15 protein-coding genes, 2 tRNA genes and 1 pseudogene are annotated in these 12892 nt (G+C 58.0%); 11 read left to right on the forward strand and 7 right to left on the reverse strand.

What is annotated here, in order from left to right:
• The first annotated feature begins 1 nt into the window (after position 1).
• From queA to ORD17_RS10465, 7 genes are all read left to right on the forward strand, one after another.
• Positions 2-1033: a tRNA preQ1(34) S-adenosylmethionine ribosyltransferase-isomerase QueA gene (gene queA, locus ORD17_RS10435; protein WP_308390092.1), complete on the forward strand. Its 1032-nt coding sequence runs from the start codon at positions 2-4 to the stop codon at positions 1031-1033.
• The gene (tgt, locus tag ORD17_RS10440; protein WP_308388444.1) at positions 1030-2136 is read left to right on the forward strand and encodes a tRNA guanosine(34) transglycosylase Tgt; all 1107 of its coding nucleotides are present in this window, start codon (positions 1030-1032) and stop codon (positions 2134-2136) included. The genes queA and tgt overlap by 4 nt, the downstream gene beginning before the upstream one ends.
• Before the next feature lie 131 nt (positions 2137-2267).
• Positions 2268-2525, forward strand: coding sequence for a GlsB/YeaQ/YmgE family stress response membrane protein (locus tag ORD17_RS10445; RefSeq protein WP_308388445.1), 258 nt, complete (start codon positions 2268-2270; stop codon positions 2523-2525).
• Positions 2526-2670: 145 nt separating this feature from the next.
• The gene (yajC, locus tag ORD17_RS10450) at positions 2671-3009 is read left to right on the forward strand and encodes a preprotein translocase subunit YajC (protein WP_308388446.1); all 339 of its coding nucleotides are present in this window, start codon (positions 2671-2673) and stop codon (positions 3007-3009) included.
• Positions 3010-3019: 10 nt separating this feature from the next.
• Positions 3020-4804: a protein translocase subunit SecD gene (gene secD, locus ORD17_RS10455; RefSeq protein ID WP_308388447.1), complete on the forward strand. Its 1785-nt coding sequence runs from the start codon at positions 3020-3022 to the stop codon at positions 4802-4804.
• Between the two features lie 7 nt (positions 4805-4811).
• The gene (gene secF / locus ORD17_RS10460; RefSeq protein ID WP_308388448.1) at positions 4812-5762 is read left to right on the forward strand and encodes a protein translocase subunit SecF; all 951 of its coding nucleotides are present in this window, start codon (positions 4812-4814) and stop codon (positions 5760-5762) included.
• Between the two features lie 48 nt (positions 5763-5810).
• Positions 5811-5899 (forward strand) — tRNA-Ser (locus ORD17_RS10465).
• Between the two features lie 50 nt (positions 5900-5949).
• On the opposite strand, the pseudogene ORD17_RS10470 reads toward ORD17_RS10465, so the two are convergent.
• The 6 genes and pseudogenes from ORD17_RS10470 to ORD17_RS10495 form a co-directional block, all read right to left on the reverse strand.
• Positions 5950-6131 (reverse strand): annotated as a pseudogene (locus ORD17_RS10470) (IS3 family transposase); the annotation flags it as partial.
• Between the two features lie 232 nt (positions 6132-6363).
• A tRNA-Leu gene (locus tag ORD17_RS10475) sits at positions 6364-6448 on the reverse strand.
• A 66-nt stretch (positions 6449-6514) separates the two neighbouring features.
• Positions 6515-6907: a tetratricopeptide repeat protein gene (locus tag ORD17_RS10480; protein ID WP_308388449.1), complete on the reverse strand. Its 393-nt coding sequence runs from the start codon at positions 6905-6907 to the stop codon at positions 6515-6517.
• A gap of 118 nt (positions 6908-7025) precedes the next feature.
• The gene (locus ORD17_RS10485) at positions 7026-7268 is read right to left on the reverse strand and encodes a hypothetical protein (protein ID WP_308388450.1); all 243 of its coding nucleotides are present in this window, start codon (positions 7266-7268) and stop codon (positions 7026-7028) included.
• A 198-nt stretch (positions 7269-7466) separates the two neighbouring features.
• On the reverse strand, positions 7467-7838 hold the full coding sequence (locus ORD17_RS10490; protein ID WP_308388451.1) for an ATP-binding cassette domain-containing protein: 372 nt from the start codon (positions 7836-7838) through the stop codon (positions 7467-7469).
• The gene (locus tag ORD17_RS10495) at positions 7739-9268 is read right to left on the reverse strand and encodes an ABC transporter ATP-binding protein (RefSeq protein ID WP_308388452.1); all 1530 of its coding nucleotides are present in this window, start codon (positions 9266-9268) and stop codon (positions 7739-7741) included. Before ORD17_RS10495 ends, ORD17_RS10490 begins: the two co-directional genes overlap by 100 nt.
• Before the next feature lie 124 nt (positions 9269-9392).
• Between ORD17_RS10495 and ORD17_RS10500 the strand changes: the two genes are divergently transcribed.
• A complete protein-coding gene (locus ORD17_RS10500) occupies positions 9393-9956 on the forward strand; it encodes a hypothetical protein (protein WP_308388453.1) in 564 nt (187 codons plus the stop codon).
• A 79-nt stretch (positions 9957-10035) separates the two neighbouring features.
• On the opposite strand, the gene ORD17_RS10505 is transcribed toward ORD17_RS10500, so the two are convergent.
• On the reverse strand, positions 10036-10776 hold the full coding sequence (locus ORD17_RS10505) for an SDR family NAD(P)-dependent oxidoreductase (RefSeq protein WP_308388454.1): 741 nt from the start codon (positions 10774-10776) through the stop codon (positions 10036-10038).
• 149 nt (positions 10777-10925) lie between these two features.
• Between ORD17_RS10505 and ORD17_RS10510 the strand changes: the two genes are divergently transcribed.
• The 3 genes from ORD17_RS10510 (at position 10926) to imuA (ending at position 12886) form a co-directional block, all read left to right on the forward strand.
• Positions 10926-11576: a trimeric intracellular cation channel family protein gene (locus ORD17_RS10510; protein WP_308388455.1), complete on the forward strand. Its 651-nt coding sequence runs from the start codon at positions 10926-10928 to the stop codon at positions 11574-11576.
• A gap of 72 nt (positions 11577-11648) precedes the next feature.
• The gene (lexA, locus tag ORD17_RS10515; RefSeq protein ID WP_308388456.1) at positions 11649-12257 is read left to right on the forward strand and encodes a transcriptional repressor LexA; all 609 of its coding nucleotides are present in this window, start codon (positions 11649-11651) and stop codon (positions 12255-12257) included.
• The gene (gene imuA, locus ORD17_RS10520) at positions 12257-12886 is read left to right on the forward strand and encodes a translesion DNA synthesis-associated protein ImuA (protein WP_308388457.1); all 630 of its coding nucleotides are present in this window, start codon (positions 12257-12259) and stop codon (positions 12884-12886) included. The genes lexA and imuA overlap by 1 nt, the downstream gene beginning before the upstream one ends.
• Positions 12887-12892: the final 6 nt, after the last annotated feature.

Below are 12892 nucleotides of genomic sequence, written 5' to 3' on the forward strand. Positions count from 1 at the left end.
CCTGCGAACGTCTGATTTTCATTATGAGCTCCCGGAAGAGCTGATCGCCCAGGAGCCGCTAGCCGAGCGCGCCGCCTCGCGTATGCTGCTGCTCGATCCCAAGAGCCAGACCTGGCAGGATCAGCAGGTACGCGAACTGCCAGGGATCCTGCGCCCGGGCGATCTGCTGGTATTCAATGATACCCGCGTGTTGCCAGCTCGCCTGCATGCCCGCAAGGTCACGGGCGGCGCGGTGGAGCTGCTGCTGGAACGCCTCATCGACGATCGGGAGGCGCTGTTCCTGGCGCGTGCATCGAAAGCGCTGTGCTCGGGAATGCAACTGCTGCTCGCCGATGGCTCCATGGCCACGGTGCGGGAAAGGCAGGGGATGCAGATCTGGCTGCAGCGTGATGTCGGCGACTGGCTGGCGCTGCTGGAAGCGCATGGCGAGGTCCCCCTGCCACCCTACATTCGCCGGCCCGCGGATGCCGCCGACCGCGAACGCTACCAGACGATTTTTGGTCGCGAGCCTGGCGCGGTGGCTGCCCCTACCGCCGGTCTGCACTTTGATGCCGCATTGCTGACAGCATTTGCCGAGCGTGGCATAACGCATTGCTTCGTCACCCTGCATGTGGGAGCCGGCACTTTTTTGCCAGTACGCGAAGACGACATCGAAAAGCATCAGATGCACGCCGAAATCAGCCGGGTGACGAGCGAAACCGTGCAGGCAGTGCAGGAGACCAAGGCGCGTGGCGGACGGGTGATCGCGGTGGGGACCACTGCCTGCCGCGCGCTGGAGAGCGCTGCCATGGATGGCAGCTTGCGCCCATTTGCCGATGAGACGCGGCTGTTTCTCTATCCCGGCAAGAAATTCCATGTCATCGACGCGCTGTTCACCAACTTTCATCTGCCGGAATCCACGCTGATGATGCTGGTTTCCGCCTTGGCAGGCCGGGAACTGATCCTCGCTGCCTACCGCCACGCGGTGGCGCAGCGCTATCGCTTTTTCAGCTATGGCGACGCGATGCTGATCCTGCCAGGTAGTCTACCGTGAGTTTCTTTACGCTGCTTGCCGAGCATGCCGCCGCCCGTCGCGGGCGTCTGCACTTTGCGCGCGGAACCGTCGAGACCCCTGCCTTCATGCCAGTGGGTACTTATGGCACGGTCAAAGGAATGACGCCAGAGGAGTTGCGCGAACTGGGTGCCGAAATCATTCTCGGGAACACCTTTCATCTATTCCTGCGCCCGGGGCTGGAGATCATCGAAACCTTGGGTGGACTGCATCGCATGATGCACTGGAATGGCCCCATCCTGACGGACTCCGGGGGCTTTCAGGTGTTCAGTCTGGGGGCATTGCGCAAGTTGCGGGAAGCCGGCGTGAGCTTTCGCGCCCCCAATGATGGACGCAAGGTCTTCCTGGGTCCGGAAGAATCGATGGAGATTCAAGCGGGTCTGGGCTCGGATATTGCCATGGCCTTCGACGAATGTACTCCGCATCCGGCGGATCATCCCACGGCGCGCGCCAGCATGGAACTCTCCATGCGCTGGGCGGCGCGTTCCCGTGCCAGCTATGCCGGGCCAGGGCAGCTTTTCGGCATCGTCCAGGGGGGGATGTTTCCCGATCTGCGTCTGCGCTCCCTGGCGGCGCTGGAAAAGCTCGACTTTCCTGGACTGGCCATCGGCGGTCTTTCGGTGGGGGAGAGCAAGATGGAAATGTTCCACGTCCTCGATCATCTCCTGCCACAGATGCCGCGGCAAAAGCCACGTTATCTGATGGGGGTGGGGACGCCGGAAGATCTCGTTGAGGGAGTTTGGCGCGGCGTCGACATGTTCGATTGTGTGATGCCCACCCGCAATGCCCGCAATGGCTGGCTCTTTACCCGCTGGGGCACGCTCAAGCTGCGCAATGCCGAATATGCCCGGGATCCTTTGCCGCCAGATCCGGAATGTCAGTGTTATACCTGCCGCAATTATAGTCGGGCCTATTTGCGTCACCTGCAGCAAAATCGGGAAATCCTCGGTGCACGCCTCAATACCTGGCATAATCTACATTATTATCAAGAACTTATGTCGGATATGCGAAATGCGATTGCGGCCGGCGAAATGGCATCGTTCCGCCAGAACTTCTACGCTAGAAGAGGCGTGATTCCGGCCTGAGAACCTTCTCTAATATTCTGATTGATTTAGCAAAGCGCGTTGACATCGGCAGTGGCTCTGTGCACACTCGTGTTGTCTCCTCAACAATTTGCTGAGAGATGTTTTTGCCGGCCACAAAAAGGAAATTTTCCATGATATTGAACCTCATCGTGTTTTTACTGATTGGCGGAATTGCCGGTTGGCTTGCTGGACTTCTCATTCGTGGTCGTGGATTTGGCATCATCGGTGACATCGTCGTTGGCGTGGTCGGTGCCTTCATTGGTGGTTTTCTTTTGACTGCGGTCGGTCTTGCTGCGCTGTTTGGCGCCGGAATCATAGGTTCCATTATTGTGGCGGTGATCGGCGCCGTAGTTTTGTTGTTCATTATCAAGTTGATCAAAAAGGTGTAGCCCGAGCGGGTGCGACGAGGGAAGCTCGGCAAGCAGATGCGCCGAGCCCGTCGATCCAACGGCTGAGGTTGCGCTTCCCCGGTTCCTTTCCTGCGTGGCGCGTAGCGGCTACAATGGCGCCCTTGGATTCGGACCGGAGGGGTTCATGGATTTTTCGCCCATCGCCACTGCCCACGCCGCCACCACTGGCGCTGGGGGGGGCACTGACAGCATGATTTTTCAGTTTCTGCCGCTCATCTTCATCTTTGCCATCTTTTATTTCCTCCTGATTCGTCCACAGAGCAAAAAGGCCAAGGCGCAGCGCGACATGGTGGCAGCCATCAGCAAGGGAGACGAGCTGGTAACCTCTGGTGGATTGGCAGGGCGGGTGATGCAGGCTGGGGAAGAATATCTGCATGTGGAAATTGCCGAAAACACCGTCGTAAAAATTCAGCGCAGCGCCGTCAGCATGGTCCTGCCCAAGGGGACCCTGAAAAAACTCTAAAGGCGTTGGCATGACCCGTTATCCGTGGTGGAAGTATCTGATTATTCTAGCGGTGGTGCTCCCCGCTATTTTCTATGCCGTGCCTAACTTTTATGGCTGGCATGCGGCCATTGAGGTGCGTGCCCCGATCGGCACCCAGTTGCCTCCGGTGGCGACAATGCGCGATTGGCTCAGTCAGGCAAAGATTCCGGTGACCCGGCAGGAAACGGATAGCCACGGGACGACCTTCTATTTTCCAAACGACGACGCCCAAGGATTGGCAGAAACCCTGCTGCAGACCCGTTTGCCGAGCAATGCGCAGGTGGTCCTCTCGCAAAAATCGGCACAGCCGGCATGGATGGCTGAATTGGGTGGTCGTCCAGTGAATCTGGGGCTCGACCTGCGTGGTGGTGTCTACCTCTTACTGCGGGTCGATACCCAAGCACTCATTCATCATCACCTGGAAGAGTATCAGAACGGCATCCGCAATCTGTTGCGCCATAAGGATCTGCAGTATCTCAAGGTGGAGATCACCGGCCCGGATCAGCTCGGGATCGAGATGGCCCAGGACGATCTGGTCGGCAAGGCCGTGCAGGCCATCAGCCAGCAATATCCCGATCTGGTCGCCACGGACAAGGGGCAGGGGCAGATTCAGGTCAGCATGCCTGAGACAACGGTGCAGAAGCAGAGCGATGATGCCTTACAGCAGGCCATTGTCGTCATTCGCAATCGAATCGACGAATTGGGCGTGGCTGAGCCGCAGATTCAACGGCAGGGCAAGGAGCATATCGCCGTGCAGTTGCCCGGGGTGCAGGACACCCAGCGAGCCAAGGCCATCATTGGTTCTACGGCGCAACTCGAGTTCAAGATGGTCGCCAATGAGAATGATCTGGCTGCGGCTTTGAAGGGGCAGGTGCCCGCAGGCGATGCGCTGTATTACGGTACTGATGGACAGCCCTACCTGCTGGAAAAGGAAACGGTGCTGACGGGGCGCTACCTCAATGGTGCAACCGCCGGTATCGACAACAATACCGGCCAGGCGATCGTCAACATCAGCTTCAATAGTGTGGGATCGACCATTTTTGGCAATCTCACCAGCAAGAATGTCGGTAAGCGCATGGCCATCCTGCTCGACAACAAGGTGGTGACGGCGCCCGTCATCCAGGAGGCGATTACCGGTGGTCGGGCGCAAATCAATGGATTCTCCGGTCTGAAGGATGCCAGCAATGTGGCCATCGAACTGCGGGCAGGCGCCTTGCCGGCGCCGGTGCATATCTCGGAAGAACGTACCGTGGGTCCGACCCTGGGCCAGGATTCCATTCACGACGGCATCATGGCGGTGATCTTTGGCATGATCTTCGTCGTTGGCTTCATGACCTTGTATTATCGTCTCTTCGGTTTGATTGCCGATCTAGCGATTCTGGTCAACATCCTTGCGATCCTTGCCGTGCTCTCGATAATCGGTGGCACGCTGACCCTGCCGGGTATTGCGGGTATCGTGCTGAAAATTGGTCTGGCGGTGGACGCCAACGTCTTGGTGTTTGAACGGATTCGCGAGGAGCTGCGCCGGGGTATGAGCCCGCGCGCCAGTATCGATACCGGTTTCAAGAGGGCATTCGCGACCATCGTCGATTCCAACATTACCGTGCTTATCGCTGCCCTGACGCTATTTCAGTTCGGCACCGGCGCCATCAAAGGTTTCGCCTTGGTGCTTACCATCGGTGTGCTGGTGTCCATGTTTACCGCAACCATGATGAGTCGTGGTATCGTCGAACTGGCACTGGGCAAGCGTCGCGTCGCCAAACTTTGGATCTGAGGTCAGCATGCAAGTCATCAAATCTGCCACCCACATCGACTTCATGTCGCGCCGCTGGATCTTTCTCGGCATCTCGATGGTTCTTATCGTGGCATCAGTTGCCTTGTTTCTGGTGCGCGGTCTCAACTATAGCATCGACTTCACCGGTGGCACTCTGGTGGAGCTTGCCTTCAGTAAGACCCCCGATCTGGGGACGGTGCGCCACACCCTCGAGACCGCTGGCTACGGCGACGCCGTGGTGCAGACCTTCGGCGGCGACAGGGATCTGCTGATCCGCCTGCGCACCCGCCCAGGTGAGAGCAGCGCGGTGGCGAGCAAGATCCTGAGTGTCTTTAAGAACGACCCCGCGGCCTATCCCGGGGTGCAACTACGGCGCACGGAATATGTCGGCCCGGAAGTGGGCAAAGAACTGCGCAACAAAGGCATTCTGGCACTCATCGTGGTCACCATCGGCATCCTCATCTATGTCGGTTTCCGCTTCGAGTGGCGCTTCGCGACTGGTGGCGTACTTGCCATGCTGCACGATCCGATCCTGGTGGTAGGGTACTTCGCCATATCCCATCAGGAATTTTCCATGACGGTGATCGCCGCCTTGCTGGTGATCATGGGTTACTCCCTGAACGATACGGTAGTGGTCTTCGACCGTATGCGGGAGGATCTGCGGACGGCGCGCAACGGCAGTGTGGCGGAAATCTTCAACATCGCCATCAATGAAACCCTGTCGCGAACCATTATCACCAGCTTCATCACCTTCATGGTGGCTCTGGCTTTGTTTCTTTTTGGTGGGCCGGTCATTCATGGCTTCGCGACGGCGCTCGTGATCGGTGTGGTGGTCGGTACCTATTCGTCGATCTTCGTCGCCAGCCCGATTGCCCTATGGTTGGGTTTGAAACGCGAGCACGTCCTCAAGCGGCAATTCATCAGCGCCAAGGACCGCAAGGATGGTGCGACGTTGTGAGGAGATACTTGAGCCCCAGCCGGTGATGCAGTACTGTAGCGTACCCTTGGAGAGGTACCGAAGTGGCCATAACGGCGCCGACTCGAAATCGGATGGACAGCAATGTCACGTGGGTTCGAATCCCACCCTCTCCGCCAATAACCCCCCAATAGTTTGAGATGTACCGGCAATAGTGGGCACTGTTGATTCAGGCGGCTAACTTCCGGTAGGACTGTGCGAAGACGGCTGCTACCACATAGCCAAGACGAGAGAGGCGGCGCTGGCGATTGTAGAAAATCTCGATATACTCCCGGATCGTCGCGTCAGCTCTGGTTTTAAATCGGCGCTAGTGCACTATTCATTCTTCAGGCTTCCCCAGAAGCTGGTCAAGCTTTTGTGCCCAAGGTTTACCTCACCACCAACGTCGAGATCGTGGATCGCAAGGCAGCTATGGCCGTCTTTTGGCAGGCAGAGATCATGCACGTGAGGATGATTGCAGAGTACCGTGGAGAGGCGCGATCTAGGGGGCGGCACCGAGAGAAGTTTGTCCGTTGTTTATCCACGAGGCGCGCCCATACAAGGGATTCTTTTGCGTCATGCTCTCAACCTATTGATTTTTAAGTGGTGCCCAAGGCCGGACTCGAACCGGCACGGCATAAGCCGAGGGATTTTAAGTCCCTTGCGTCTACCGATTTCGCCACTTGGGCAGCATTGCGAGTATAGCAGTACCGCCGATCCTTGTCCTTGATCGATTGCCTGCAATTGGGGTAAGGCTACGCCGCCTGATCGAGCAGGAGACGAGCTTGCTCGGCAATCGCTCGATCGCCATCCTGTGCGGCCTTCCGCCACCAGTGAATGGCTTGATCCATGTTTTTCTGGACGCCCCACCCGTGCGCGTACGCGGTTCCGAGCTGCAATTGCGCGGCGGCGTCGAGATTTTCCGCGGCCTTCTGCCACCAGAAAGCAGCTAACTGCAAGTTCTGCGGCACTCCATCGCCAGCAGCGTAAGCGAGGCCCAGTTCGTATTGTGCGGGTCCATACCCGAGCTTTGCAGAACGCTGCAACTGCTCGATCTTTTGCGTGCTGAGAGAGTTGCCTGCAGCAAAACTCCAAAGCGGCGAAACGGCGACGAGAACTGCGGTAAGAACTATGGCGGTTTTTTTCATGGTAACTCGGTGTCCGTTACTGACTAAGCTGTCAGAGTATCACAGGATAAAAGAGTTCCAGAAAAGCTGTGGGGGCCGATTGGCCCCCATGCATGCTTCTTTCTTTGCTACGCGGTGGTCAGCCCGCCTTGGCTTCGGCTTTCTTCGCCTCTGCCTTTTTTTCCACCTTCTTCGCCGCTACCTTGTGCTCGACGGGCTTTTTCATTTCCTTCTTCACGGGAGCCTTGTGCACAGGAGCCTTGTGGGCTTCCATTTTGGCGGCTGGCTTTTCGGTGGCAGCGGGGGTGGTGGTGGCGAAGGCGCTGGAGACGGCAAACAAAGAGGCCAACGTGACGACGATAGCGGAAGTTTTTACAGACATGGTACTTCTCCTTGAAAGGTTGGGTTTGACTGCGATGCTTTCTAAGCAAGCAGCGTGCCAGTTGTTTATGCCAATAAAAAACAGAGAGATACAATTTCATTCCGATAGGTGACGGATTGCTTCTTGTTGGGGTGTCCCGACGGATTCTTCGTCCACCCTGCCAACCTTTTGAAAAGATTTTGTAATCTTGTTGTCGGATCACGACGCGGCGATTTTGGGTTGTTGGCGTTCGTCCAGAGATTGCAGGCTGGCGAAATGGCGATACACGGCGGAGTTGCGCAGCAGACTTGCGTGGTCGCCAATAGCCGTGATGCGTCCGGCCTCCAGCACTACAATACGGTCAGCATCGCGAATGGTTGCCAGACGATGCGCGGCAACCAGGGTGGTGCGACCACGAATCAGCTCGGCCAACGCTTCTTGTATCAAGCGCTCATTTTCGGCATCGAGGGCGCTGGTGGCTTCGTCCAGAATCAGAATGCGCGGATTGCGCAGAAGAGCACGGGCAATGGCAATGCGTTGGCGTTGTCCGCCCGACAAGGTGATGCCTTTCTCGCCGACATGGGTATGCATACCCTCGGGCAAACGTTCGACAAACTCGTCGACGCGTGCAGCCTGCATGGCGGCCTGCAAGGCAGCTGCCGTGGCCCGGGTTTGGCGAGTAGGATATTGTCAGCGACGCTGAGCGAGAAAATGGCCGGGTGTTGGGGAACAATCGCAATTTGCTGGCGTAGATCGTGTGCGCGCATTCGGCTGATATCTTGGCCGTCGAGTAGTATCTGCCCTTGCGTTGGCGCGTAATGGCGCAGTAATAGATCGAAAAACGTGCTTTTACCGGCCCCGGAGGCGCCAACCAGGGCTAGGTGTTCGCCTGCCTCGATGGTCAAGTCGATATTTTCAAGGGTGGGAATGTCACTGCGGCTGGGATAAGCAAAATATACATGGGCAAAACGCAGGCTAGCAGGCGAGGATGATGCCCTCACAGGACTTTCTGTCGCCCGTTGCGCCGGTGGTTCCTCCGGTTCCTCCTCGAGGAGGGCGAGCAGGCGCTCGATGGCGCCGAGTAGCCGTCCCAATTGTCCCCACAGGCTGCCGAGGGAAGACAGGGCGGAAGTAGCAAACATGGCATAAATGAGGAACGCGGTGAGCCCACCGATGCTGCCCCGATGATGCAGAATCCGCCAGCCGCCAAGATAGAGCATGCCCGCCAGGAGGAAAAAAATCAGAAATCCGCTCAGTAACGATGCGCCCGCCTGTACCTTGATGCGCCCGCGTACCTGTTGCAGGACACCGTCAATACCTGCGCCATAGATGTTCTTCGCCTCGTCCTCCCGCGTCAGAGCCTGCACGGTGCGGATGGCATTGATGGTCTCCTCGGTGTGGGAGGAGAGATCCGCAAGGTAGTCCTGCTCCAGCCGGCTGTATTTGCGTTGTAAGCGTCCAGAACGCAGATTGACCCAGACCAGTGGCGGCACCACGATAATCACCGGCAAGACCAGGATGGGCGCGGTGACCAACATCATGATCAGAGATCCGATCAGCGTCAGTCCGTGTTGCAAGGCGCCACCCAGTACCCCGGCCAGGCCAAAGCGCAGAATGGTGACGTCACTGCTCAGCCGCGAAATCACCTCGCCGGTGCGGAATTTTTCATAAAATAATGCGGGTAGGTGTACGGCATGGGTAAAAACCCGCTCCCGCAGATCCGCAACCACCTTTTGTCCAATCCAGGTCGCCAGGGCCTCGCGTGCTGCACGCGCAGCAGTCGTGAAGATTCCCAGCAGCAACAGGGCCAGACTAGCCAAGAGCAAAATCCTGGCGTTGTGAAAGCCGTGGTCCAGGAGGTACCTGGCACCCTGGGGTAGGGCGAGGGTACCTGCTGCACTCAATAACAGGGCAATGGCATAGAGAATCAACAACCAGAGTCGTGGACGCAGGAAAGGCAGCAGTGCGAAGAGTGCATGCCAGTTTTTGCTGGTTGGGCGCTGCCATGGATTCGCGGCCATCCTTGCTCCTGCGGGTACACGGAGACGGCATGATAGCCCATTTGCCGGGCCCTTGCCGCTTCGCGGAACCGCTGGAGTTCATGGTGGTCAAAACCACAGGTTTTTGTGAGAGTGGAGGTTTTTCATGCAGAAGCATACTTCAAGGGCTATCAAGGCCGCACTTGCTGCGGGTCTCGCCGGCGCTTTGTTGGCAAGTGGGCTTGCTTTTGCCGCACCGTACGTGCTGGTGGATGGTAAAACGGTTCCAGTCCACGTAGAACAAAAAACCATGCACATTCCTGGCGGCGTCATCCACATTGAAAGCATCAGCTATAGCAGCGGACCGCAGGCGCAGGTGGCCTTTCACTCCCTGAACGCCGCTCAGGCGGATGCCTTGATGCAGCAGAATGCCAGGCAGATGCAGGAAATGCAGGTCGCCATGGAGCGGCAGATGGCGATGATGGACCAAATGATGCGGGTTGCCTTTGCCATGCCCGGCGTGCCCCTGGTGCAAGCGCCTATGCCGGTTCTCTTCCCGTTGTTCGGTATCCCCTCAGCTCCGCTAGTTGCCACACAGGCGCCGTCTCCCAAAGCCCAGCAGGTGCAGCCGTCTGGAGTCGCGCCATGGCAGCAGGGGATGTACCAAGTACATTGGCAGAGGCCTGCCGCGGAGCAGGGTAAGAGCGATAATCCCAAGATTCCGCTCTGATTTTCCGCAGCCGTCCTGCGTCACCCCAAACCGAAACGGCGCCTTGCTGGCGCCGTTTTTTGGTGTGCGTGCTTGCCGACTAGCGTCGAGCCACCTTGTCCACGCGGGCCTGATCCCGAGGTTTGATGACCAGACGATCGATGTTCACGTGCTCGGGCAGAGACACTACCCAACGAATGGCTTCGGCAATGTCTTCCGCGACCAGCGGGGTCATGCCTTCGTATACGGCCTTGGCCGCTTTCGCATCGCCAGCAAAGCGCACCAAAGAAAATTCCGTCTCTACCAATCCGGGATCGATCTCGGTAATGCGAATCGGCTGTCCCAACCATTCCAGACGCATGGTTTCGCTGATGGCGCGCACTGCATGTTTGCAAGCGGTGTACCCGGCACCTCCCACATAGGTTTCCTCGCTGGCCACCGAGCCAATGTTGATGACCGTGGCAGCGGGTGACTGCTGCAGTCGTGGCCAGAGGGCGCGGGTTACCCGAGCCAGCCCGAGAACATTGCTCTGGTACATTTGCAGCCAATGTTCCTCGTCAAAATCGACCACGGGCTCCTTGCCCAGTGCGCCACCGGCATTGTTCACCAACACATCGACCGGGGTATCGATCTGCGCGGCAAAAGCAGCGACAGAGGCACTAGAGCCAACATCCAGCTCCAGGGGAATTCCGCCGCATTCCTGGGCGATTTGTTGCAGTCGCTCAAGGCGTCGCGCAGCCAGTATCACGCGATAGCCGGCGGCGCAGAGTACTCGGACAGTGGCGGCGCCAATGCCGGAGGAGGCGCCGGTAACCACGGCCGTCTTTTGTCGTTCGTTCATGGATACTCCTTATGGATTTTCGCTGCGTCGGTGGCGGCCCCGGCAGTAGAGCCAGATGCGCCTCGGCGCCCTCCGTGTAGTGTAGCACAGGGTAGATGGTGGTCCGTTGCGTCGCAGTCTGGGATCTGCATTTTTCTGCTGGGATTGGGATGCGCTACCATGCGCGCTTTCCGTTTGACACGTTCGCCATGCATTTTTCCTTGTTTTTGGATGTCTTCAATTTCATCGGCATTTTCGTCTTCGCCGTGAGTGGCGCCATGCGCGGCGTTCGCGCCGGTCTGGATATTTTTGGGATTGTGGTATTGGCAGTCGTTACGGCGGTGTCCGGAGGAATTGTGCGGGATGTCCTGATTGGCGCGATTCCGCCGCAATCGATCCGTGACTGGCACGGCATCGCCTTGGCGGTAGTGGCGGGCTTGTTGGTGTTTTTCTTTCATCGGCTGTTTGAACGCATGCAGTATCCGGTCTTGCTGTTTGATGCTGCGGGTCTGGGGTTATTTGCCGTTACCGGAACACAAAAGGCGCTGGACTACGGGTTGGCGCCGGAGATGGCGGCCGTACTGGGCATGATCAGCGGCATCGGCGGTGGCATGGTGCGCGACGTCCTGACGGCACAGGTTCCCGTCGTCTTACGCGGTGATATCTATGCGTCGGCAGCGCTGCTCGGTGCTGTCCTGTTATTGGGCGGCGACTGGCTGCAGCTTCCCGCGTGGCTCAGTCTCCTGTTGGGGGCTTCCTGTACCTTCATACTGCGTACTCTCAGCATCTATCGCCACTGGACCCTGCCGCACCCTCGCTAAGTTTTTGCCAGAGTGCTTGCCTTCCTCGCGAATACTGTATAAAAATACAGTTACTGGTTATGGAGGATGCTTGTGGAAGCTCTAACACGTCGGCAGCAGCAAATTTTGCAATGGATTCAAGAGCAAATTGCCAAGCATGGCCTGCCCCCCACACGGGCCGAGCTGCAGGAGGCCTTTCGCTTCCACTCCCCCAATGCTGCCGAAAGCCATCTGCGTACTTTGGCCCGCAAGGGATATCTGGTCTTGCAGGAGGGCAGGGCGCGCGGCATCCGTCTGGTCAGCGAGCTGGTCGAGGAAAGCGGCTTGCCTCTCATTGGGCGGGTACCCGCAGGAGCCCCCATTCTGGCCGAGGGTCAGCAGGAAGGGCGTTTGCCTATCGCTCCGCAACTCTTTCCGGGTGCGAACTATCTCCTGCGCGTACAAGGAATGAGTATGCGCGATGCGGGCATCCTCGACGGCGATATTCTTGCCGTACAGCCATGCAGTGAAGCACACAATGGACAAGTGGTGGTGGCTCGTGTGGATGGTGAAGTTACCGTCAAACGCTGGCGTAAGGATGGACACCAGGTATTTTTATTGCCGGAAAATCCGGATTTTTCTCCCATAGAAGTCGATTTGCGCAAGCAGGATCTCCGCCTGGAAGGATTGGTGGTGGGCTTGCTTCGTTTAGGAGGTCTGTGATGAAAACTGCTGTCGAAGAACTGTTGGCCCGTCATCCACAGCGCTTGTGGCGCGCTGAAACCGGAAAGCCCGTGCATCAGGAGCATCTGCAAGATCCCGGACACAGCGAAGTACGTGATTTGCTGGGTGGCTGGCCACGCGGGGCCATTACCGAAATCCATAGTCAGGTAGAGGGGATCGGTGAACTCCGCTTGCTTCTGCCTACCATCGCTGCCTTGAGCCAGCAAGAGAAGCGCTGGGTGCTGTGGTGTCTGCCGCCTTATATCCCGTATGCTCCTGCCTTGGCTGCGGCAGGCGTACGCTTGGAGCGGATGCTGGTGATCCATCCGCGCCAGCGTCAGGATCAGTTGTGGGCCCTGGAATCGGCCCTGCGATCCGGCACTTGTAGTGCCGTGCTGGCATGGCCGCCGGCTTTGGAAGAAGCTGCCCAGCGGCGTCTGCAACTTGCTGCGGAGACTGGCAACAGCATGGGGTTTTTCTTTTATCGGGATGTCGTGAGCCAGCGCAGCCCGGCTGCCTTGCGCCTACGATTGCAGCCCGCTGGTGAGCATACGCGGGTACAGGTGGAAAAGCGTCGCGGTGGCACAGTGCCAGCAGCGGCCAATCTGGAGTTGCCTCTGGCGATCTAAGAGGAT

Source organism: Acidithiobacillus sp. AMEEHan (genome assembly GCF_030996345.1).
Classification (GTDB): domain Bacteria; phylum Pseudomonadota; class Gammaproteobacteria; order Acidithiobacillales; family Acidithiobacillaceae; genus Igneacidithiobacillus.